23 protein-coding genes are annotated in these 22,252 nt (G+C 65.4%); 11 read left to right on the forward strand and 12 right to left on the reverse strand.

Annotation, left to right across the window (positions count from 1 at the left end; all coding sequences use genetic code 11):
- Window positions 1-206: 206 nt before the first annotated feature.
- The 4 genes from A6A40_RS06935 (at window position 207) to A6A40_RS06950 (ending at window position 2,945) form a co-directional block, all read left to right on the forward strand.
- Window positions 207-1,109, forward strand: coding sequence for a lytic transglycosylase domain-containing protein (locus tag A6A40_RS06935; protein WP_063634749.1), 903 nt, complete (start codon window positions 207-209; stop codon window positions 1,107-1,109).
- Between the two features lie 207 nt (window positions 1,110-1,316).
- Window positions 1,317-1,652 (forward strand): hypothetical protein, encoded by a 336-nt coding sequence (locus A6A40_RS06940; RefSeq protein WP_063634750.1) that lies wholly within the window; start codon window positions 1,317-1,319, stop codon window positions 1,650-1,652.
- A gap of 139 nt (window positions 1,653-1,791) precedes the next feature.
- Window positions 1,792-2,103, forward strand: coding sequence for a hypothetical protein (locus A6A40_RS06945; protein ID WP_063634751.1), 312 nt, complete (start codon window positions 1,792-1,794; stop codon window positions 2,101-2,103).
- Entirely contained in the window at window positions 2,100-2,945 is an 846-nt protein-coding gene (locus A6A40_RS06950; protein WP_063634752.1) for a class I SAM-dependent methyltransferase, read from the forward strand. Before A6A40_RS06945 ends, A6A40_RS06950 begins: the two co-directional genes overlap by 4 nt.
- An 80-nt stretch (window positions 2,946-3,025) precedes the next feature.
- On the opposite strand, the gene A6A40_RS06955 is transcribed toward A6A40_RS06950, so the two are convergent.
- Together A6A40_RS06955 and A6A40_RS06960 are read right to left on the reverse strand one after the other, a co-directional pair.
- A complete protein-coding gene (locus A6A40_RS06955; protein WP_014247930.1) occupies window positions 3,026-3,268 on the reverse strand; it encodes an Lrp/AsnC ligand binding domain-containing protein in 243 nt (80 codons plus the stop codon).
- A gap of 4 nt (window positions 3,269-3,272) precedes the next feature.
- A complete protein-coding gene (locus A6A40_RS06960; protein ID WP_063634753.1) occupies window positions 3,273-4,844 on the reverse strand; it encodes a DEAD/DEAH box helicase in 1,572 nt (523 codons plus the stop codon).
- A 257-nt stretch (window positions 4,845-5,101) separates the two neighbouring features.
- Here A6A40_RS06960 and A6A40_RS06965 point away from each other — a divergent pair, with 257 nt between their 5' ends.
- Window positions 5,102-5,647, forward strand: a complete 546-nt coding sequence (locus A6A40_RS06965; RefSeq protein ID WP_063636163.1) for a hydrolase — start codon at window positions 5,102-5,104, stop codon at window positions 5,645-5,647.
- A gap of 16 nt (window positions 5,648-5,663) precedes the next feature.
- The gene (locus A6A40_RS06970) at window positions 5,664-6,380 is read left to right on the forward strand and encodes an alpha/beta fold hydrolase (RefSeq protein ID WP_063634754.1); all 717 of its coding nucleotides are present in this window, start codon (window positions 5,664-5,666) and stop codon (window positions 6,378-6,380) included.
- 16 nt (window positions 6,381-6,396) lie between these two features.
- Here A6A40_RS06970 and A6A40_RS06975 read toward each other — a convergent pair whose 3' ends face one another.
- The gene (locus A6A40_RS06975; protein WP_063634755.1) at window positions 6,397-6,951 is read right to left on the reverse strand and encodes a hypothetical protein; all 555 of its coding nucleotides are present in this window, start codon (window positions 6,949-6,951) and stop codon (window positions 6,397-6,399) included.
- A gap of 101 nt (window positions 6,952-7,052) precedes the next feature.
- Window positions 7,053-9,041, reverse strand: coding sequence for a DNA topoisomerase IV subunit B (parE, locus tag A6A40_RS06980; RefSeq protein WP_063634756.1), 1,989 nt, complete (start codon window positions 9,039-9,041; stop codon window positions 7,053-7,055).
- Between the two features lie 108 nt (window positions 9,042-9,149).
- Between parE and A6A40_RS06985 the strand changes: the two genes are divergently transcribed.
- Window positions 9,150-9,545, forward strand: a complete 396-nt coding sequence (locus tag A6A40_RS06985) for an acyl-CoA thioesterase (RefSeq protein ID WP_014247936.1) — start codon at window positions 9,150-9,152, stop codon at window positions 9,543-9,545.
- A gap of 6 nt (window positions 9,546-9,551) precedes the next feature.
- On the opposite strand, the gene A6A40_RS06990 is transcribed toward A6A40_RS06985, so the two are convergent.
- The 4 genes from A6A40_RS06990 to A6A40_RS07005 form a co-directional block, all read right to left on the reverse strand.
- Complete coding sequence (locus A6A40_RS06990; protein ID WP_063634757.1) at window positions 9,552-9,986, reverse strand: ArsC/Spx/MgsR family protein; 435 nt, start codon at window positions 9,984-9,986, stop codon at window positions 9,552-9,554.
- Window positions 9,987-10,136: 150 nt separating this feature from the next.
- On the reverse strand, window positions 10,137-11,165 hold the full coding sequence (locus A6A40_RS06995; RefSeq protein WP_063634758.1) for an ABC transporter substrate-binding protein: 1,029 nt from the start codon (window positions 11,163-11,165) through the stop codon (window positions 10,137-10,139).
- A 24-nt stretch (window positions 11,166-11,189) separates the two neighbouring features.
- Window positions 11,190-11,990 (reverse strand): ABC transporter permease, encoded by an 801-nt coding sequence (locus A6A40_RS07000; RefSeq protein ID WP_063634759.1) that lies wholly within the window; start codon window positions 11,988-11,990, stop codon window positions 11,190-11,192.
- 7 nt (window positions 11,991-11,997) lie between these two features.
- Window positions 11,998-12,819 (reverse strand): ABC transporter ATP-binding protein, encoded by an 822-nt coding sequence (locus A6A40_RS07005; RefSeq protein WP_063634760.1) that lies wholly within the window; start codon window positions 12,817-12,819, stop codon window positions 11,998-12,000.
- Between the two features lie 237 nt (window positions 12,820-13,056).
- Between A6A40_RS07005 and ftsH the strand changes: the two genes are divergently transcribed.
- The 4 genes from ftsH (at window position 13,057) to A6A40_RS07025 (ending at window position 18,309) form a co-directional block, all read left to right on the forward strand.
- Window positions 13,057-14,838, forward strand: coding sequence for an ATP-dependent zinc metalloprotease FtsH (gene ftsH, locus A6A40_RS07010; RefSeq protein WP_063634761.1), 1,782 nt, complete (start codon window positions 13,057-13,059; stop codon window positions 14,836-14,838).
- A 138-nt stretch (window positions 14,839-14,976) separates the two neighbouring features.
- Window positions 14,977-15,777: a substrate-binding periplasmic protein gene (locus A6A40_RS07015; protein WP_063634762.1), complete on the forward strand. Its 801-nt coding sequence runs from the start codon at window positions 14,977-14,979 to the stop codon at window positions 15,775-15,777.
- Window positions 15,774-17,345: a SpoIIE family protein phosphatase gene (locus A6A40_RS07020; RefSeq protein WP_063634763.1), complete on the forward strand. Its 1,572-nt coding sequence runs from the start codon at window positions 15,774-15,776 to the stop codon at window positions 17,343-17,345. Before A6A40_RS07015 ends, A6A40_RS07020 begins: the two co-directional genes overlap by 4 nt.
- A 202-nt stretch (window positions 17,346-17,547) precedes the next feature.
- On the forward strand, window positions 17,548-18,309 hold the full coding sequence (locus A6A40_RS07025) for a response regulator transcription factor (protein ID WP_063634764.1): 762 nt from the start codon (window positions 17,548-17,550) through the stop codon (window positions 18,307-18,309).
- A gap of 1 nt (window position 18,310) precedes the next feature.
- Here A6A40_RS07025 and A6A40_RS07030 read toward each other — a convergent pair whose 3' ends face one another.
- From A6A40_RS07030 to A6A40_RS07045, 4 genes are read right to left on the reverse strand one after another with little or no spacing between them, the layout of a single operon-like run.
- Entirely contained in the window at window positions 18,311-19,336 is a 1,026-nt protein-coding gene (locus A6A40_RS07030) for a sensor histidine kinase (protein ID WP_063634765.1), read from the reverse strand.
- Window positions 19,333-19,731, reverse strand: a complete 399-nt coding sequence (locus A6A40_RS07035; RefSeq protein WP_063634766.1) for a DUF1987 domain-containing protein — start codon at window positions 19,729-19,731, stop codon at window positions 19,333-19,335. Before A6A40_RS07035 ends, A6A40_RS07030 begins: the two co-directional genes overlap by 4 nt.
- Before the next feature lie 23 nt (window positions 19,732-19,754).
- Window positions 19,755-20,399 (reverse strand): SiaB family protein kinase, encoded by a 645-nt coding sequence (locus A6A40_RS07040; RefSeq protein ID WP_236783762.1) that lies wholly within the window; start codon window positions 20,397-20,399, stop codon window positions 19,755-19,757.
- A gap of 9 nt (window positions 20,400-20,408) precedes the next feature.
- Window positions 20,409-22,037 (reverse strand): DUF3369 domain-containing protein, encoded by a 1,629-nt coding sequence (locus tag A6A40_RS07045; RefSeq protein WP_236783763.1) that lies wholly within the window; start codon window positions 22,035-22,037, stop codon window positions 20,409-20,411.
- Window positions 22,038-22,252 lie beyond the last annotated feature (215 nt).

The raw sequence follows: 22,252 nt of genomic DNA on the forward strand, positions 1-22,252 counted from the left end.
GAAGGCCTGGCAGCGTCCTCCTTGCGAGTTCTGACCTCCACCTTTCGATGGTCTCAAACGGCCTCAAGAAAATCATACTGGGGGGTCTGGTGGAACACCACACGAGCCTTTGCGGTACGCCATCCGCGTCGCGCGCCTCCACACCCCACCGGCCCAGATGGCAGGTCTCCAAGCGTGCGCACATCAGTGCGCTTGCTGTCGCCCTGATGATGTCCGGCCTTCTGGCAGCCGTCCCCGCCAAGGCCGGCATCGCGGAGAAAACCGTCGCTGCGCTGGAGGCCCTCGCCAACAAGGGCAGCGTCCGAGCCCAGTATGAACTGGCCCGGCATTATGAACGGGCCGACGGAGTGAAGGCAGACCCGCGACTGGCCTTATCGCTCTACTGCCGTGCGGCCCGTCAGGATCATGCCGACGCGGCATTGATGGCCGGACGCATGCATATGGCCGGCGTGGGCGGCGTCAACAAGGACGCAGAGCTTGGCCGCGCCTGGCTGCGGAAGGCCGCCGCACTGGGCAGCGAGCAGGCGGAGCGGCTGGTCGGCAGCGTAAATGGCGACGTAAAGACCCCGGACCGCTGCGAACCGCCCAACCTGCGCTGGGGCATCATCCGCAAGCCGCCCGCCGAAATCCGCGCCATGGTGCAGAAGATGGCGCCGACCTACGGCCTCGACCCCGATCTCGTCCTGGCGGTCATCGCTGTGGAGTCGGGTTACCGCATCGATGTGGTGTCGAACAAGAATGCCCAAGGGCTGATGCAGCTGATCCCGGAAACGGCGGAGCGCTTCGGCGTAATAAACCCGTTCGACGCGGAACAGAACCTGCGGGGGGGCATGAAGTACCTGCGTTGGCTGCTGGCCTATTTCGACGGCAACGTCACCCATGCCCTGGCCGGCTACAATGCCGGCGAGGGGGTAGTCCTGCAGTACAAGGGCATCCCGCCCTACCGCGAGACCCAGGATTACGTCGTAAAGATCCGCAGCATCTACGCGCAGACCTATCACCCCTTCAACCGTGGAATCGTACAGTCCGCCGGTCTGGTCAGCACCGCGCGAGAAGAGGTGGCAGAGCTGTCGCTTTCGACCAGAGCGCGTGGCGGTGGCAAGCGCTGAAAATGCAAGATTGCGACTCGAAAAAATGCGACTCGGGCGACTCGGAGTTCGGTTGGTTAACACTTTGGTTATAAAGTGACGATTACCCTCGGGAACGACGGATTTCGCAAGTGCTGGCGCCCTGGACAAACAAGGACGCCTTCCCGCGTCACCCGCCAGCGTCTCACCCGCAACGTTTCATCCGAACGTTTCCCGAGGACCTGCCCGATGCCCATGGCCGCCGACGTCGACACCATCGAACGCACCTCCATCGTCGCCTACACGCTGCTGAACGAGCTTCATGACGTCCTGGCACTGCCCAAGGCTCCCGACGACGTCACGCTGGGCATTCTGATGGGCATGGCCATGTTCCTCGACGACAAGGTCGGCCCGATGCGTGCCAAACGCCTGATGAGCGAGGCGCCGACCATCGTGCTGAAGACCGACGCCCATGTCACGACCGACCAGACCCAGCGCATCATGCCGGTCCTGCGTGCCTTCGGCGACCACCTGAAGGAATTGCGCATGAAGGCAGAGCGTCCGGTGAGCGGCACGGTCGGCTGACCGCCAGCCTTTCTCAAATCGAACCATCGACCGACGGACCCGGCGTCTGGAATGGCGTCGGGTTTTCGGCATCTGTGCATTGGTCACGGATTGTCAGGCAGCTTGACCAATTGGTGAAATCGGCGGAAGCTTTCCGCCCATGGATTGGTTCACCGCAATCAGCATCGTCGCCATTGCGGCCGGCGTGACCATCAGCCTTGTCGTGCTGGTGGCCGTCGGGTCGATCCGCCGCAGCCTGAACGAGGCGGCGGCCCGGCAGTCCCAACAGATCCGCAAGCTGACGGAGACGGTGGCAAGCCTGTCCGCGCAGCATCAGGCGGCGCAGACCCGCATCCAACAACTGACCGACGCCAACCGCAAGATGTCCGACGAGTTGACGGCTCTCGGCGAGCGGCTGAGCGATGCCGACACGGTCCAGCGCGTTGCCGGCACGGCGAGGCTTCTTCATTGACCGCGACACCGCTTTCCGATTCCGCAGGCCTCGACTCCGTCCGCGAGCGCGACCGCTGGACCGCCAGTGCCGACGCCTGGGACCGCTGGGCCGACCCGATGGCCGATCTGGCCGACAAGCTGAACCGTCCGCTGCTGGACGCTGCCGGACTGGCGGAAGGCGACCGGTTGCTCGATCTTGCCTCAGGAGCGGGGGAGCCGGCGTTGAGTGCCGCGCGCCATGCCGGACCGTCTGGGCTTGTGGTCGGCAGCGATCTCGTTCCCGGCATGATGGCCGGCGCAATACGCCGTGCCCGCGGTGTCGATGGACCGGCGCCCACCTTCAGCGCAGCGGACATGACCGCCCTGCCCTTTGCGGATGCCACCTTCGATCGCGTGACATGCCGCTTCGGGATCATGTTCGTGCCGGCGGTGGAGGCTGCCCTGCGGGAAGTCCGTCGCGTGCTACGCCCCGGCGGCAAGGCCGCATTCATGGTGTGGGGGCCGCGACACGCAAATGGCCTGTTCGCCGAGATCGGCGACGTCGTGGCCGCCCATCTTGGCGAGGACGGCAGCCTGGACCCTCTGTTCCGCTTTGCCGAACCAGGACTGCTGGCCAACGCGATGCGGGCCGCCGGGTTCGATGAAACTGCGGAAACCGATCTGACCCCGGTCCGCAAGGCACCAGCGGGCCAGCCATTCTGGCGCGCGGCCCTGGACATGAGCTTCGGCCACCGGCTGGGCGGCCTGGACGCATCACAGCGCGACGCGCTGGAGGCGGACATCGCACGGCGGTTCGACACACAGGCGGTGGACGGCATCGTGCCGGTGCCGTCGCATGCGCGCATCGTGGTGGGCTGGTAAGGCCGGCTGCGGCCGATCGTCCCCGAAAAACAGAAAGGCCGGGCAAACGCCCGGCCTTTCCATTTCCGCACCACTTGTGCTCAGGCGAAGGCCTTGTACGCGATCAGGGTGAAAGTGTCGCGCACACCTGGCAGGGTTTGGACATGTTCGGTCACAAAACGGCCGATGTCGTCGTCCTGCTTCAAATAGCACTTCATCAGCAGATCGTACTGGCCGGAGATCGAGTGGACCTCCGACACCTGTTCGATCGCTTGCACGGCCTGATCTGCGACCTCATAGGCCTTGCCGAGATCGCATTTGACCATGACGAAGATGGTCTGCACGGGCTCAGCCCTCCTGCGACGGGTCGGTCGAGGTTTCGGCGGTCGGGCGCGGGCGGGCGGAGCGCAGCATGAAGGCCGGCATATGGTCGCCGAAACCGATCACCGGCACGTCGTCATCATCGTCTTCGCGGCGACGGCGGCGATCGCGATCACGGTCGCGGCGCGGGTCATTGCTGCGGCGCGCCTCGGCGGCGGCAAGCGATTCCCGCGGCTGACGCTCCTCGCGAACGGGACGGTCGTCGCGAGCGATACGCTCCTCACGCACAGGCCGCTGCTCCTCACGAACCGGCCGCTCCTCGCGCACAGCGCGCTCTTCGCGGGGTGCACGCTCCTCGCGCGGGGCGCGATCTTCACGGCCGCCTCGGGGCGGACGAGCCTCAGACTTGGCAGCGCGGCCGCCACGGCCACGGCCACGCCCGCGGGAGCTGCTGTCTTCCTCGCCGAACTCGGCCGTCTCCAGGCCGTCGATGGCGATCATGGGGATCTCCCGCTTGATGAGGCGCGCGATGGCGCCGACCAGTTTCGTGTCGTCGGGCGTGGCCAGCATGAAGGCACGACCCTTGTTGCCCGCGCGGCCGGTACGGCCGATGCGATGGACGTAATCGTCGGGCGTCAGCGGCACATCGAAATTGAACACATGGCTTAGCCCCTGAACGTCGATCCCGCGTGCGGCGACGTCGGAGCAGACCAGCAGAGTGATTTCGCCCTGCTTGAAGCGCTCCAGCGTTTCGGTCCGCTTTGACTGCACCATGTCGCCATGCAGAGCGCCGGCATTGAAGCCGTGGCGTTCCAGAGACTTCTGCAGCACCGCGATGTCACGCTTGCGGTTGCAGAAGATGAAGGCGTTCTTGACGTCCTCGGTCTGGAGCAGATGGCGCAGCGCCTTGCGCTTGTCCATCTCGTGCACCAGGACCATCGCCTGCGTCACCGTCTCCGCCGGCGAGGCGGGCGGTGCGACGCTGATCTCCATTGGATCGCTGAGGAAGGCATCGGCCAGACGGCGGATTTCCGGCGGCATCGTTGCCGAGAAGAACAGGGTCTGCCGGTTCTTCGGCAGCTTGCTGACGATGCGCTCGATGTCGGGGATGAAACCCATGTCGAGCATGCGGTCGGCCTCGTCGATGACGAAGACCTTGATGTCGTTCAGCATGATGTTGCCGCGCTCGAACAGGTCGATCAGACGACCCGGAGTCGCGATCAGCACATCCACGCCGCGGTCGAGCTTCTTGACCTGTTCGGTGAAGGTCTCGCCGCCGATCAGCAGCGCCATGCTGAGCTTGTGGTGCTTGCCGTAGGTCTCGAAGCTCTCCGCAACCTGGGCGGCCAGCTCGCGCGTCGGCTCCAGGATCAGAGACCGCGGCATCCGCGCCCGGGCACGGCCCGACGCAAGGATGTCGATCATGGGCAAGGTGAAGCTCGCCGTCTTGCCGGTGCCCGTCTGCGCGCAGCCCAGCACGTCGCGGCGTTGCAGGACACAGGGAATTGCCTGTTCCTGAATGGGCGTCGGTTGGGTGTAACCCTTGTCCTCGATGGCGCGCAGGACGTCAGGGCCAAGCCCAAGTTCCGAAAAAAGCATCCAACCTGTTTCTGTTCTGGAGTGCGCAAATCGAGCGATCATCGCCCGATGCCTGGATGAGGCCGAAGAATAGGTGGACAAGGCGCCATGTCAATAGATCCGATGTTCCAACTCCGAAAATAGGCGCGGAAACACGCCGCGTTGGCGAAATCGCTGCCCTGCGATAGGCTGTGCGATGGCATTGCGGCGAGTCGCCGCCATTGCCGGCGCCCTGGACAAGGGTGCCAAGCCCCAAATGGAACGGTCGGGTGCATTTGATGATTCTTCGTGCCCAGGAATCGGTGCTGGTGGTGGTCGACGTCCAGGAACGCCTGCTGCCGGCCATCCACGAATCCGTCAGCGTCGTCCGGCATACCGGGATGCTGCTCAAGGCAGCGGCGGCCCTGTCCGTGCCGGTGCTGGTGACGGAGCAATATCCGCGCGGCCTTGGACCGACGGTTGAGGCTGTTCGCGCCGATCTGCCGCCCGGAACCCCGGTGATCGAGAAGATTACCTTCGGCTGCACCGGCGAGCCGGCCTTCAATGCCGCGATTCAGGAGGTGCAGCGTCCGCAGATCGTGCTGTGCGGGACGGAGGCGCATGTCTGCGTCATGCAGACGGCGCTGGGTCTGCGCCAGCAGGGCCATGAGGTCTATCTGGTCGCGGATGCGGTGTCGTCGCGCACCCCCGCCAACCACGCCGCCGCGCTGGAGAGGATGCGCGCCGCCGGCGTCACCATCGTCACCACCGAGATGGTGCTGTTCGAGTGGATGGAACGCGCAGGCACGCCGGTCTTCAAGGTCGTCAGCGCCCTGGTGAAGTGAACGCGGGAGAACATGCATGTCAGAACGTCCCGCCGGCCGCCCTGCCCTGATCCTGTTGCCCGGCATGCCGCTGGACGCCGCGCTGTGGGACCATCAGGTCCGGCATCTCGGCGAGGTGGCGGACCCGCAGGTGGTCGAACTGGCCGACTGCGACAGCATCGCGGCGATGGCCGGCAAAGTGCTGGCCCAGGCGCCGCAACGCTTCGCCGTAGCCGGCCTGTCGATGGGCGGCTATGTGGCGCTGGAGCTCCTGCGCCGAGCGCCGGAGCGGGTGGAGAGACTGGCGCTGCTCGACACCAATGCCCGTCCCGATACGGCGGAGGCGACCGCGACCCGGCGGGAGGCAGTGTCGCTCGCCCTCCAGGGCCGCTACGGACAGGTGATCCGCGCCGCCCTGCCCCGCCTGATTCACCCCGACCGCATGGCCGACGAGGCCTTCGTCCGGTCGGTGCTGGCCCAGATGGAGCGGGTGGGCGTCGACGGCTATGCGCGCGAACAGGAGGCGATCATCGACCGTCCCGACAGCCGGCCCGGCCTCGCCGCCATCCGCTGCCCCACGCTTGTGGTCTGCGGGCGCCAGGACCTGCTGACCCCGCCCGCCCTGCACGAGGAAATGGCCGCCGCCATCCCTGGCTCCCGGTTGGTGCTGGTCGAGGAGTGCGGGCACCTGTCGGCTATGGAACAGCCGCAGGCGGTGACCGCCCTGATGCGCGACTGGCTGTTGCAGGACTGACGTGTCGCTTCCTCCCTCAGCAGTCGATGGCGCCGCAGAACAGGTCGGCCCTCCGGCTGGGGAACAGGCTGAAGGTCATGTCACTGATCAGGCTGCGGAAATCGGAATCGTCCGGCCCCTGTGGCCGGTCCAGCCAGCCGGTGGCCGAGGTCAGCGCCCCACCGGAACGGCAAAACGCTCCCTGCACGACGATGGGACCGCCCGGCGGTGAGGTCGGAATCGGCCCATCCGTGCAGAGGGCGGAGTTCAGCATGTTTTCCGCCACATTGAAGGCCAGAACCACCTTGTAGTCCCGCCGTGCCGTCTCGTTCGGCGTGGTGGTGAGGTTGGTCTTCACACCGGACACGCGGTTCTGCATATGGGGCAGAACCTTTTCAGCGAAGCGCTCCGGCGGCAGGCCGAAGGGGTCGCCATGCAAGACCACCCGCAGGTCACGGTTTCCCGCCGCGTAGGAGACCTCGCTGCGTGTATAGGCGGGGGCCGGCTCGCTTGCCACCACCCGTTCGTTGGTGCAGGCGGCGAGGAGGGACACACCCAGCACAAGGGCGGCGAGCGGTGGAAGCGTGCGCATGATCTGGCTGTCCGTTGGGATTTGCGCCTTTGATATGGGAGCCCGCGGCCGGCATGGCGAGTGTTGGCTCCCCAACCGCGCCTGCCAGCCACCCATTGAACCTAGACGTCGATATCGTCCGCCTTCACGAACTTCGCGTTGTCCTGGATGAAGCGGAAGCGAAGCTCCGCCTTCTTTCCCATCAGTTCCTCGACGAGGGAGCGGGTGCGTTCGAACTCCGGCTTTTCCTCCGGATCGGCGGCGTTGGGCACGACCACGCGCAGGAGCGAGCGCTTGGACGGATCCATGGTGGTGTCGCGCAGTTGCGCCGGCATCATCTCGCCCAGACCCTTGAAGCGGCTGATATCAGGCTTCTTGCCCTTGAACATCTTCGACAGCAGCTCGTCCTTATGAGCGTCGTCGCGGGCATAGACCTGCTTGTTGCCATGGCTGAGACGGTAGAGCGGCGGCAGGGCGAGATACAGGTGGCCTTCCTGGATCAGGCCCGGCATCTCGCGGTAGAAGAAGGTCATCAGCAACGACGCGATGTGTGCGCCGTCGACATCGGCGTCGGTCATGATGATGACCCGCTCGTAGCGCAGCTTGTCGGTCGAGAAGTCCTTGCCGATGCCGCAACCCAGCGCCTGCACCAGATCGTTAAGCTCCTGGTTGGCCTTCATCTTGTCGACGGACGCGCTGGCGACGTTCAGGATCTTGCCGCGGAGCGGCAGGATGGCCTGGGTCTCGCGCTGGCGCGCCTGCTTGGCCGATCCGCCGGCCGAGTCGCCCTCGACCAGGAAAAGCTCGGTGCCCTCGGGGGAGTTGCGCGAGCAATCCGCCAGCTTGCCGGGCAGGCGCAGGCGGCGGGTGGCCGACTTGCGCGTCATCTCCTTCGACTGCTTGCGGCGCGCCCGTTCCTCGGCCTTCTCGATCAGCCGTTCCAGCAGGCCGTTGGCGCTCTGCGGGTCGCCGGACAGCCAATGGTCGAAATGATCCTTTACCGCGGTCTCGACGAGGCGCTGCGCCTCCGCCGTCACCAGCTTCTCCTTGGTTTGGCCCTGGAAATGCGGTTCGCGAATGAAGACCGACAGCAGGATGCAGGCGTCGCCCATCACGTCGTCGGCAGTGACCTGACCGGCGCGCTTGTTGTTCGTCAGCTCGCCATAGGCCTTCAGGCCGCGGGTCAGCGCGGTGCGCAGGCCGGCCTCGTGCGTGCCGCCCTGGGGGGTCGGCACGGTGTTGCAGTAGGTGTGCGAGAAGCCCTCGTCATCGTCGGGCCACGCCACCGCCCACTCCACCCGGCCCTGGCCGTTGGGGAAGTCGAGAGCACCGGCGAAGGGCGACGGGGTCAGCGTCTTGCGGTCCTTCAGCGCGGCGGTCAGGTAATCCAGCAGGCCGCCCGGGAAATGCAGGGTCTCCGAGGCCGGCGTGGTGGCATCGACCGACAGCAGCGCCGGATCGCAGCTCCACCGGATCTCCACCCCACGGAACAGATAGGCCTTCGAGCGCGCCAGCCGGTACAGCCGGTGCGGTTCGAAATGAGCGGTCTCGCCGAAAATCTCCGCATCCGCATGGAAGCGGATGGTGGTGCCTCGGCGGTTGACGTTGCCGCGGTGCGCCAGCGGACCCTGCGGCAGGCCGCGGCTGTACTCCTGGATGTAAAGCTGCTTTTCGCGGGCGATCTCGACGGTCAGCCGGTCCGACAGGGCGTTCACCACCGACAGGCCGACGCCATGCAAGCCGCCCGAGGTCTGATAGACCTTGTTGGAGAATTTGCCGCCGGAGTGGAGCGTGGTCATGATGACCTCCAGCGCCGACTTTCCCGGATATTTCGGGTGGTCGTCGATGGGGATGCCGCGCCCGTTGTCGCGCACCATCACCGTGCCGTCGACGGACAGCTCAAGGTCGATGCGGCTGGCATGTCCGGCCACGGCCTCGTCCATGGCGTTGTCCAGGACCTCGGCCACCAGATGGTGCAGCGCACGGTCGTCGGTGCCGCCGATATACATGCCCGGACGGCGCCGGACAGGCTCCAGCCCCTCCAGAACCTCGATGTCCTGGGCGGAATAGCTGTCGGCCTTGGGGGCCGTGTTCTCGAAAAGATCGCTCATGGTGGGATGATAGGAATTTCGTCAGGGGTGCGCAAGCGCGTCCTGGGCCGTTTATAGTGCGGTGCCACAGGCTTTGGGGCAGGAATTTTTCGTGACGCCGGAGGAAGCATGAGCGCAGCGGACGCATACGACTTCGACAATGGCCCCGCCCTGCGGGCCATCGCGATGCCGGCGGACACCAATCCGAACGGCGATATCTTCGGCGGCTGGCTGCTGGCCCAGATGGATCTGGCCGGCGGCACGGTGGCGGTGCGGCGCAGCCATGGCCGCGTCGCCACCGTCGGAATCGAGGCGATGACCTTCCACAAGCCGGTGTTCGTCGGCGACGAGGTCAGCTGCTTCGCCCGCATCGAGAAGGTCGGCCGCACTTCGTTGCGCGTCCGTATCGAGACATGGGTGCGGCGCGAACGTTCCGGCTCCGATCCGATCAAGGTGACGGAGGGCGTGTTCACCTACGTCGCCATCGGCGAGGACCGCAAGCCACGGGAAGTGCCGCCGGAGTGAGTCCCGTCAGGCGGCCGGTGCCTTGACGAAATGCTGATGCCCGTGGTCGCACTGGCCACGGGCATGCTTGTCGTCGCAGCTCTCGCCGGATGTCAGGCCGATCCAGCCATGCAGCGTGGTGGGGTCGAAACCGGCCTCGCGGCGCTCGCCGGACTGGATCAGCGGACGGCGGATCAACTCGCGGTCGGACAGCATGGCGGACAGCGCGGCGCTGTCGTCGAGAGCATCGGGATTGACGGCCCCCGACTTCACTGCGGTGGCACGGCGGTTGAACCAAGCGTCGACATCCTTGTCGCCGAAAAAGGCACGGAGGTCGGCGGCGGTCAATTCGGCGGTGGCAAGATCGCGTTCAACCAGCGTATGACCGGCGGCGATCAGCTGCTGCTTCTGCTTGGCGTTTGCCGGGCAACCGGCCATTCCGTAGAAAATCACTTCGGCCATCGGGCACTCCGCTGTTGGATGGAGGATCCTGATCCGGGAGCAATCAGGACCGATTTCGTCCAGTCTAACGGCAGTGCATCATGAAAATGGGCGCGACGGAATGCCGCGCCCACATTTTTTCTATGGGTATTCCCACCCTGCCCGCGAGGCTCACTTTTCCAGGCGCTTCAGGGAATCCTCGACATACTGGTTGGTATAGGTCTTGGACAGGTCGATGTTGGTCGACGCCACGGCCTGGTCGAAAGCCTTCAGCACCTTCAGCGCGGCATCGGCACCGGCCTGGGTGAAGCGGCCGTCCGGTGAATAGGTCGGCCTGGAATGCTCGAAGGCCTGGGCGTAGAGCGACTTGTTGCCCAGGAAATACTCCTCCGGCAGCACCTTCAGCACGTCGTCGGTGCTGGCCTTGTTCAGCCACAGCATGGTGCGGACGAAGACGTCGGTCAGCGCCTGCGTGGTCTTGGGATTCTCCTTGATGAAGTCGGGCTTCATGTAGAGCACCGCGGCGGGATAGGGACCGCCATAGACGTCCATGGTGCCCTTTTCCGTCCGGGTGTCCAGCAGGACGGTGATGTCGCCGTCGGCCTGCGCCTGGCTGATCACCGGGTCGAGGTTGACGATGGCGTCGATTTCCCCGCGCTTGATCGCCGCGATGGCGCTGGGACCGCCGCCGACGCCGATGACAGAGGCATCCTCAGGTTTCATGCCCATGGAGGTGAGCACATGGTTCAGCATAAAATTGGTGGAGGAGCCGGGGGCGGTCACGCCGACCTTCTTGCCCTTCAGGTCGTTCACCGACTTGATGGTGCCGGCCTTGTTGACGGAGGCCAGCACGATGCCGGGATAGCGGCCGAGCTGGGCCACCGCCACGATGGGCTGGCTCTTGGCCTGCATCTGGATGGTGTGGTCGTAGGCGCCGGTCACCACGTCGGCCGAGCCGCCGATCAGGGCCTGAAGGCTCTTGGCACCGCCGCCGAAGTCGTTGATCTGGACGTTCAGGCCGGCATCCTTGAAGTATCCCAGCCGCTCGGCGAGCGTCAACGGCAGGTAATAGAGCAGCGGCTTACCGCCAACGGCGATCTTGATGTCGGTCTTCTCAAGATTCTGTTGGGCCGCGGCCAATCCGGCCGTTCCCAGGGTCAGGGCGACCGCGGCGGCCGCGATCAGTGATTTGAGCGTCATTTGTTTCCTCCCCCAAATTTGAAATCAGTGCTGCCCGCCATGACTGTCCTGCGGACGCCAGTGCAGAAGGCGCTTTTCAACCATGGTGACGGCGGCATCGATCAGGACGACGAAGATCGTCAGCACCAGCATGCCGGAGAAGACGCCGACGGTGTCGAACACGCCTTCTGCCTGATGGATGCGGTAGCCGAGCCCGGCGGCGGAGCCCAGATACTCGCCCACCACCGCACCGACCATGGCGAAGCCGACGGCGGTGTGCAGCGAGGAGAAGACCCAGGACAGGGCGGACGGCAGATAGACGTGGCGGAACAGGTCGCGGGAGCTGGCGCCCAGCATGCGGGCATTGGCCAGAACCACCGGGCTGACCTCCTTCACGCCCTGATAGACGTTGAAGAAGACGATGAAGAAGACCAGCGTCACCCCCAGCGCAACCTTCGACCAGATGCCGAGCCCGAGCCACAGCGCGAAGATCGGCGCCAGGACCACGCGGGGCAGCGCGTTGATCGCCTTGATGTACGGGTCGAAAACGAGCGAGACCAGCGGCGCGCGGGCGAACCAGAAGCCGAAGGCGATGCCCGCCACCGTGCCGATGACGAAGGCCAGCGCCGTTTCCAACAGCGTGATGCCCAGGTGATACCAGATGACGCCCGAGGCGAAATCCGCCCAGGTGCGGGCAAGCACCTCCCCCGGCGTGCCGAAGAAGAAGGGGCTGAGGATCTTGGTATCGGTCAGGACGTGCCAGATCAGGAAAAAGGCGATCAGGACGCCCAGCTGCAGCAGCAGGATGACCGGACGGCCGGGCAGGCGTTTGGCATGGGATCTCATGATGTCATCACCGCAGCTTGGTCTGGGCGTAGCCCTTCAGAACTTCGTCGCGCAGCTGGCCCCAGATTTCCTTGTGAAGGGCCAGGAACTGCGGCGTCATGCGGATTTCCGCCACGTCGCGCGGACGCTCCAGATCGATGCGGTACTCGCCAATCAGCCGCGCCCCCGGCCCGGCCGACAACACCAGCACCCGGTCGGACATGGCGATCGCCTCCTCCAGGTCGTGGGTGATGAAGACCACCGACTTGCGGTCCGCCGCCCACAGGTCGAGCAGTTCGTTCTCCATCATCTGGCGGGTCTGGACGTCGAGCGCCGAAAAGGGTTCGTCCATCAGGATGATCTTGGGATCGACGATCAGCGTCTGCGCCAGCGCAACGCGCTTGCGCATGCCGCCCGACAGCTGGTGCGGAAAGCGGTCGCCGAACCCTTCCAGCCCGACGCGGGACAGCCAGGGCAGCGCGCGCTCGCGCGCTTCCGCCTTCGGCACGCCGCGGAACTCCAGCCCGGCGGCGACATTGTCCAGCGCCGACTTCCAGGGCATCAGCGCCTCGGCCTGGAACATGTAGCCGGCCTTGGGATTGATGCCGGTCACCGGCTGGCCGAAGGAGAGCGCACGGCCCTCGCTGGGCTTCAGCAGGCCGGCGGCGACGTTCAGCATCGTCGACTTGCCGCTGCCGGTCGGTCCGACGATCGACACGAACTCCCCGTCCGCAACGGTGAAGCTCGCCCCCTGTACGGCAGTGTAGGAACGTCCCCGGCCGTCGGGTGAAGGAAAGGTGCAGGTCACGCCGTCCAGTTGAAGGGCGGGCGCCACGGCGGCCTCGGCCATATCGGTGTGGTCCTTATCGTTCGGGCGGATCACTTTGGTTGAGAAATCATACTGTCCGAACTTCCGCCTATCGGCAACCAATTGAGATCCCCGTCAGATCCGTGACGAGCCATTCCGCAAACGCACCGCTTACGGTGTCAAAGAAGGGACCGGGGGCGTTATCGGTTGCCGCAGCAGCGGCAAGTCCCGCATCAATGGCATAGATCGAAAGACAGCCCTTCATATTGCGGAGCCGAGATGCCCACGCTGCCGAAACGCCCGATGATCGCGCTTGCCGTCCTGGCCGCCCTGCTCGCTGCGTGGCTCGGCTTCGCGGCGTGGTACGATCACAGCCGGCGGGCGGACGAACGGACGGCGACCTACAGCGCACTGATCGAACGGGCTGGCCGCGGCGAAATCGAGTCCATCACCTTCTCCAACGGCACGGGCCATGCGGTGGCGACCGATGGCAGCCGCTACCGCATCGTGATGCCGGTGACCGACGATCTTCTGAAGGAAATGCGCAGCCACAAGGTCGCCATCGCCTTCGACGAAGGGCCGGACGGGCTGATGGCGCAGACGGTCCGCGTGCTCGACCGCGCGGCTCCCTTCCTGGTGGTAGCCCTGCTGATCGGCGGACTGCTGCTCGGCGGCGGACAGTTCTTCGGCATGGGACGCGCCACCCGCGTGCGTCCGGAGGACACCAACACTGTTTTCGCCGACGTTGCCGGTGTGGACGAGGCCAAGGATGAATTGCGCGAGACGGTGCAGTTCCTGAAGGACCCGCGCCGCTTCGCCATGGCCGGCGCCCGCGTGCCCAAGGGCATCCTGCTGGTCGGTCCGCCCGGCACCGGCAAGACCATGCTGGCCAAGGCGGCGGCGGGCGAAGCGGGCGTGCCTTTCTTCGCCGCCTCGGGCTCCGACTTCGTCGAGATGTTCGTCGGTCTGGGAGCGGCGCGCGTCCGCAGCCTGTTCAAGACCGCGCGCGCCAGCGCGCCCTGTATCCTGTTCATCGACGAGATCGACGCGCTGGCCGGCAAGCGCGGTGAATCGAACAGCCATTCGGAACGCGAGCAGACGCTGAACCAGTTGCTGGTCGAGATGGATGGCATCGTCGAGGGCGGCGAGGTGGTGGTGATCGCCGCCACCAACCGGTCGGAGATGCTGGACGCCGCGGTGCTTCGCCCCGGCCGCTTCGACCGCCACATCCATGTCGGCCTGCCCGATGTGGCGGGGCGCGAGGCCATCCTGGGCGTCCATGCCGGCCGGCTGACCCTGGCTCCCGACGTCTGCGCCCGCACGGTGGCGCGCGGCACCCCCGGCTTCTCCGGGGCGGATCTGGCGAACCTGACCAACGAGGCCGCCCTGTCGGCGGCGCGCCAGGGCCGTGTCGTCGTCAGCATGGCGGATTACGAAGCGGCGAAGGACCGCGTGCTGATGGGCACGGAGCGCCGCAGCCTTGCCCTGTCGGCGCACGAGCGGCGGCTGATCGCGGTGCATGAGGCTGGCCACGCGCTGGTGTCCCTGCGCTGCCCGCAGGCCGACCCGATCCACAAGGCCACCATCATCCCGCGCGGCGGCGCACTGGGCATGGTCGTGCGGCTGCCGGAGGGCGACCGCGTGTCGGTTTCGCGCGCCAAGCTGATGGCCGACATCGCCGTCGCCATGGCCGGCCGGGCGGCGGAGGAGATCGTCTTCGGGCCCGATCACGTCACCACCGGCGCCGAGGCCGACTTCCGCGCCGCCACCGACCTCGCCCGCCGCATGGTCACGGCATGGGGAATGAGCGAGGAGATCGGCTATGTCGCCCATGCCGCGGCGGAGCCCGGAGCCCGGTCCGAGCGCACCGCATGGCGCATCGACGAGGAGGTCCGCCGCATCACCGACGAAGGCATGGAGCATGCCCGCCGCCTGCTGCGCACCGACCGCACAGCGTTGGACGGTATCGCCCACGCCCTTCTGGAGCGTGAGACGCTGAGCGGCGACGAGATCGCGGAACTGGCGCAGCGCCAGGAGGAACGCGCAACGGAGGCGGCCTGAGACCACGCAGCCGAAATGGTGGGCTGGACGCCGTTGTTTCCCCCCTCCACCAACAGGAAATGTCCCGCATTGCGGCGCCGGTGCATACCGGGGTAGATTAATCTTGATCCGAATAGGGTAACATGAGGGGGGTAGGCGATGACGGGACCGCTATCCCGCCGCACAATTCTGCAAACCGCGCTGCCCCTTCTGTCCTGCCTGCCCCTGCTGGCGGGACGCCCGGCCGAGGCGTATGCGGCGTCCTCCGGCGATTCGGCCGTCATCAGGGTCGGCGCTTACGAATTTCCTCCTTACGTCGACGAGACGGGCGCCGGCGTCACCCGTGAGCTGCTGAACCTGTTCAACGCCACACAATCGGAGCGACGATTCGAGATGGTCCGCACCGCCCCGCAGCGGCGGTACGACGACCTGGAGCAGGGGCGTTTCGACATGATCGCCTTCGAATGCCGCAATTGGGGCTGGGAAGGCCGGGCAGTGGAGGCCAGCCGTCCCTTCCTGCGCGATGCCGAAGTGTTCATCGCACGGGCGGCCCCAGGGATCGACCAGAGCTATTTCGACGATCTGTCCGGCAAGTCGATTCTCGGACGGCTTGGCTTCCATTATGCGTTCGCCGGGTTCGAGGCCGACCCGAAGATCCTCGAACAGCGGTTCCGCACCCGTGTAACGGTGACTCATGAGGGCAATGTCCGCAGCGTGGTCGCCGGCCGTGCCGATCTTGCCATCGTCACCCGCTCCTTCCTGAGCCGCTTCCTGCAACGCGAACCCGAACTGGCCCGGCAGCTGGTGGTGTCCCAGCGGTCCGACCAGATTTACGAGCATACCCTCCTGACCAGACGGGATGGCCCCGTCACGATCGCCTGGCTCGATACGCTGCTCGACCGGCTCGCCGCGGACGGGCAGCTGGAAACACTGTGGCGGCGGAGCGGGATCCTGTCATGAAACGCCGCTCCTCCCTGCTGGCGCGGGTGGCCGGAGCCATCCTGCTGACAACCGCGACCATCGGATCGGCAGCCGTGCTGCTGTCGGAATGGATCGTCGAGGGCCAACGCCACCAGGACCTGCTGCGTCGTGCCGAACTCGTCACGGCGACCCAGGCCGACGCATTGAGCGGCCCGGTATGGGAACTCGACAGCCGCAGTGCCCAGCGTATGATCGAGGCGCTGACCGGCCGCGATCCCGCCATCCGCTCCATCAGGGTCTTTGAAGCCGACCGCGACGTGCCTCTCGCCGATATCGGTGCTGGCGGCGAGAGCGACGCCGAACTCATCACCGTCGAACGGCCCATCGTCCTGCACGGACGCGAGGGACGGGTCCAGACGGTCGGAACCCTGCAGATCGCCTATTCGACCGCAGAGGTCCGGCAGGCGACCCTCGATGCGCTGATACCGGTGGTCGGACTCTTGGTGCTGTCTCTGCTGGGTGCGATGGCGGCCCTTGGCCTGACGCTTGACCGCATGGTGCTGCGCCCGTTGCGCCGGTTGACCCAGCTGGCCAGCGCCATGGCGCGCGGCGACTACGGGGCTCGCATGGGGACTGGCCGCAGCGACGAAATCGGCGTGCTGGCGGACGGCTTCAACCGAATGGCCGCCACTGTGCAAGAGCATACCGGCACGCTGGAAAGCCGGGTCCGCGAAAGGACCGAGGCATTGGCCGCCACCAACCGCGCCATCATGGACAGCATCAACTACGCTCGGCTGATCCAGTCCGCCATCCTGCCATCGACAGAGGCCCTGTCGGCCGGCCTTACCGAACACTTCGTTCTGTGGCGTCCGCGCGACGTGGTCAGCGGCGATTTCTATGTCTGCCGGGAAGTACAGGACGGATACGTCGTCGCGGTCGCCGACTGCACAGGGCATGGCGTGCCCGGCGCCTTCATGACGATGACCGCCAGCGCGATGCTGAACAACGCGCTGGACCTTATGGGCGCGTCCGATCCGGCTGCGGTGCTCTCCGCCGTCGACCGCAAGGTACGCGCCGCCCTGCACCAGGAGGGTGAAGCCCGCAGCAGGGCCGAGTGTTTCGACAACGGGCTTGATCTCGCGCTCTGCCATATCCAGCCTGCAGAAGGAAGGCTGGTTTACGCGGGTGCACGCATTCCCTTGCTGGTCGTCAGCGACGAGGGCGTGGCGGAGCTGCGCGGCGACCGGCGCAGCCTGGGTTACCGTCCGGCCGGGCAGCCCGCCGGACGGTGTGGTGCCGAGTCGTGCTTCACGAATCACAGCATTCGCCTGCGACCGGGTCAGACCTTCATCCTGGGAACCGACGGGCTGACCGATCAGAGCGGCGGCGAGCACGGACGCAGCTTCGGCAAAGTCCGCCTGCGGGAGATGCTCCGGCGGGGCGGCACCGGTCCGCTGGATCGGCTGAAGTCGGAGTTGGAATGCTCCCTCGACCATTTCCAGTCCGGGCGCGAACAGCGCGACGACATAACACTATTCGGATTCCGCGTGCGGCTGACCGACGCAGCCGCCGCTGACCGACCGGATTCCGGTCGGCGAGCCGCATAAAAGACATGGACCGATTGCGCAAATCTGTTACAGAGATGTCACCTTTTGTAACAGGTTGTGACGCGCCGTCTGCGACAGGTCAGGGATAGGCGCAGGGGTGGTTTCCGAAACGCATCAACTTTGTTTCAAAGTTTAGTCATTCTGGGGTATGGTCCACCCGTTGCGGTGGTATTCATGGTCGCGGCATCAGGGAGAGCACGGCATGGCAGGTCCGACGATCGTCGTGGTCGAAGATGAGAATTCGCTCCGGTCCGACATGGTGGAATACCTGACGGGCTGCGGATTTCATGTGATCGGCGCACGCGACGGTGCGGAACTCGACCGTCTGCTGCAGAGCCATAACGCGTCCATCGTTGTCCTGGATGTGAACCTGCCGGACGAGGACGGGTTCAAGATCGCCGCGCGTCTGCGCGATGGCCATGGCGCCGGCATCATCATGGTCACCGCCCGCAGTTCAACAGTCGATCGCGTTGTCGGGTTGGAAATCGGCGCCGATGCCTATCTGGTGAAACCTGTCGAACTGCGCGAACTGGAAGCGCAGGTGAAATCCCTGCTGCGTCGACTGAGTGAGCGCGCGGCCGAATCGGTGGCCCAGGCAACGGGCACCACCGTGCCCGCGGACGCAGTCCATGACGGCATGGACGAGGCGCGCTGGTCTCTGGATCCAACGGAATGGAGCCTGACCAATCCCTCCGGCATCCGCATCAGTTTGACCAGCATGGAGATGAAACTGACCAGCCTGCTGGCCGCCCAAGCACGCAAGCCGGCCACTCGCGACCAGATCTCCCAGGCTCTGTACAATCGCCGCTGGAACCCGGAAGACCGCTCCATCGACACCGTCGTCGGCCGGCTGCGCCACAAGGTGGAGGGTGCCATCGGCGGCCCCGCCCCGCTGAAGTCGGTCCATGGCGTCGGCTACGTCTTCTCCGCGCCAATTCGGGTGATGGGCGCGGCACAAGGCTAGGTCAGTCTTTCCCCGGTGTCCGCCGCGGAAACAGCAGCGTGAAGCTGGTCCCTCGGTCCAGCGCACTGTTCACCGTTATCGATCCCTTCAGAACACCGACCACCAGATTGTGGACGATGTGCAGCCCCAGTCCGCTGCCGCCGCGTCCACGGCGAGTCGTAAAGAACGGCTCGAACACCCGGGCACGCTCCTCCTCGCTCATGCCGCGGCCATTGTCGGTGAAGCACAGGCGGACGGTCTCCTGGGTTGGGAGGTCCACCGCAATCGCCATGTCACCGGGCCGCCCGTCGGCGAAGGCATGGGTAAGGGCGTTCATCACCAGATTCGACAGGATTTGCGACAGCACGCCGGGATAGCTGTCCAATTCCAGATCGCTGGGACAGTTGACCGCCACCACATGGCCGGACGGTCGCAGCTTCGGCTGCAGGCTGACCAGCGTATCCTGGATGTAGGCGGCGAGATTGACACCGCGCCGCTCTGCGCTGGCCCGGTCGACCGCGACTTGTTTGAAGCCGGCGATCAGTTGCGACGCCCGTTCACAATTGCCAAGGATCAGATCGGTGGTATCGATGGCGGTGGCGAGGTAACGGGCGAATTCCGCCTTCCCCAGTTCTCCCTCCTGCGCCCGGCGGCGGAGGGTCTGGGTCGCATCGGCAAGATGGGACGCACAGGAGACGGCGATCCCGACCGGTGTGTTGATCTCGTGCGCAACTCCGGCAACCAGCGCACCGAGGGAAGCCAGCTTTTCAGACTGGACCATCGCCTCCTGCGCCTCGCGCAGGCTTTCCAATGCGGCTTCTGCCTCGGTGCGCCGACGTTCCAGCTCGTGGTTTGCGTCGCTCAACTGTGCCTGCAGCCGATCGCTGACCCGCACCAGCCGCTGCTGCTCCCTGGTGCTGAGTTCGAAGGCGGCGACGAGTTCACGGAATTCGGACAGGCACTGCGGCGCCAGCGCCTCCAGCCGCGTCTCCAGCGCGCGGGCTTTGGCAAGGGCCTCCTCCTCCGCGGCGAAGAGGTTGAAGTTCATGGTCCGCCGCCGGCGGGGATCTCCCGCATACGGAAGACGACATGACGCAAATCCTCGGCGAAGTCCTCGCCCAGTTCGCGCATGGACTCGTCATTTTCCTCCACGCACCAGGTCAGCGTCACCGGCCGTCCGGCCTTGGCAACGGTCTCCAGCATCTGGAGGATGTTCATCAACGCTTTGGCACTGGAACTGTTGAAGTACAGCAACTCCATGTCGAAACGGATCGGACCGCCATCGGGGCAGGACAGGTAGCCACGCAATGCGTCGAAAACCGGGCCGAAGAAGCCGGCGACATCGTCGGGATAGGATTCGCCCGTCATGCGTAAATGGCCGCCGACGAAATCGAAGGAGACGCCCGGCGTGCGTCCGGTGGCGGGGATGATCAGGCTGTCCATGGCTCGTCGCTTGATTCGGCCGCTCAGACGCGGACCTTGAGGCAGAAGAAGCTGCGGTCCGCATCCATCGCGTCGAAGTCGTAATCGATGGGATCGCTGGCCCGCCGGGCAATTTCGATCAGGCCAAGTGTCGCACCGCGACTGCCGTCATCCGGGTCCTCCCGAAGCTGTTCACGGTAGTAGCTCTTGATACCGTTGCGGTCCAGGCTCTTCAGATGGTCCAACCTCTGCTTCAGGCGTGGAACGTCGCCGTTGCGCACGGTGTTGCCGCAGACGATGAAGACCTTGCCGTCCTCCATCCCGATGGTCACCATTCCAGCGCTGAGTTCGACCGGATGGCCGGCCCTGCCGGACATCTTTTCCGCCGAATAGCGGATGATGTTCTGCATCTGCTCGACAAACACGGAGAAGACCCTGCGTATGGTGGGTCCATCAGCCTCTTCCAAAGCCATCTTTTCCCGCAAAGCCTCGCCCAAGGAATAAAGTATCCCTTCGGACAAGTATCCGCTAAAGGAAAACAGGATACCCTTGTCATCAAGATCGCGTTTTATAGCCGCATACTGCTGTGCAAGCATGGGAGCCGCCGGATTTTCCGTCAGTGCCTGACATACGCCGACTATCTCACTCCCTAAGCCAAAGGGCCATAGCCTTTTGAACAGGCGCGACATCCGGTGCCATCACACCGGCAAGACGACCCGGAAGGTCGATCCCCGTCCAAGTTCACTGTCCACCGCCACGGCACCACCATGAAGCAGGACGATCTGCTGCACCGTGTGCAGTCCTATGCCTGTCCCAGGAATGCCCGACGCGCCGGAACCGCGAAAGAACCGGTCGAACAGGTGCGGAATCTCCGGGGCCGGTATCCCCCGGCCATGGTCGGTCACCTCGATCACGGCCATCGCGCCATCGGCATCGCCATGCAGCAGAATCGCGCTGTCCGATCCGGAATACTTGACCGCATTGTTGACCAGATTGGTCATGACCAGTCCGATGAGATGGGCATCGATTTCCACGCGACGCGGCAACCCATCCAGTTCCATCCGGAATTCACGATCCGGGTAGGCGACGCAGAAGGGGCGGACGACGCTGCGGATCAAGTCGGGAAGATCGACTTCAGCACGCTCTAGCACCAGCGCATTGCTTTGCAGCCGTTCGTCGGTCAGATGGACGTCGATCAGGCCGGTCAATCGCTGGACGCTGCCACGGATCACCGCCAGCCTTTCCAGCATCTCCGGTTCCACCTGTTCAGCCTTCATGGCGAGCAGTTGGGCGGCGCTGTCGATGATGGCGAGCGGGGTGCGGAACTCATGGCTGACCATACCCAGGAATTGGCGCTGCCGGTCGTGTGCCAGCAATTCGCACTCCAGCGCGCGCTCCACCCTCTCCTTGGCCAGGATCAGCGCCTTCTGGTTGGCGGCCAATTCGGTGGTGCGCTCCTCCACGCGCTGCTCAAGCGAACGGTTGAGCGCCACCAGCTCTTCATACAGGCAGACATTGTCGAAACCGATCGCGACACGGTTGCAGAACAGCTCCAGCAACCGGTGCTCGTCGGGGGTATAGGGCTCCTCCCGCTCCAGCCGAAAAACCGTCACGCCATGCTCGCGTGTTCGGAAAACCAGGACACACCGGTCGTCCTGGTACAGATTGCGCTGGCTCAGCAGCACATCCTCGATTTCTGCTGCCGCGCCGGCCGGAAGAATTTCGGCAATGGGCATGCCGATGCTGCGGGCGAACACCCCAAGTCCGGCCACCAGCGCCACCGACCGGCTGCCGTCACCGCGCTCCAGCGGCCGGCAGGCAAGCACGGACGGGCTTCTGCCCGGATCGACGAGGCGTGCGATCTGCTCCACCAGCTGTTCGACGAACGCGCGCATCGACCGCATTTCGAACAGGGAGGCCGATGCATTCAGGATCCGCTCCAGCCCCTGCCTGTTGCGTTCGATCGTCACGATGTCGCGCCACGCCCGCAACGCGCTGACCAGCGTGGTGAACAGGCGCTGTGCCGTCAGTTCGCTCTTGGCCTTGTAGTCGTTGATGTCATAGCCGACGATGACGTCGCGCTCCGGCGCCTGCCCTGGCTGTCCGGTGCGCAGGATGATGCGCATGCGCTGGTTCCTCAACTCCTCCCGGATGTGGCGCACCAGCCGGAGACCGGCATCCTCCGTCTCCATCACCACATCCAGCAGGGCGACGGGAAGATCCGGCCGCAGTTCCAGCACTGCCTTCGCCTCTTCCGCCGACAAGGCGCTGACCACCTCGAAGGGACGGCCATCGAAGTCGAAATCGCGCAGAAGCACTGCGGTCATCGCATGAACCTGCGGATCATCGTCCACCACAAGGATGGGCCACGGCAAGCCGGACGGCCGGTGGGGACGTACCGCCGTGACGGCCCCATCCTCAGGACCGAACAGCAGTTCGTCATCCGGTCCTCCTTCCATACCCGACATTCCCCCTCCCGTAGCCTGCAGGTTGGCCCCGGCCCTCCCGCCTGACCCGCCCCCGTACGTTGTCCAGCTGTGAT

The organism is Azospirillum humicireducens, assembly GCF_001639105.2.
Lineage (GTDB): Bacteria > Pseudomonadota > Alphaproteobacteria > Azospirillales > Azospirillaceae > Azospirillum > Azospirillum humicireducens.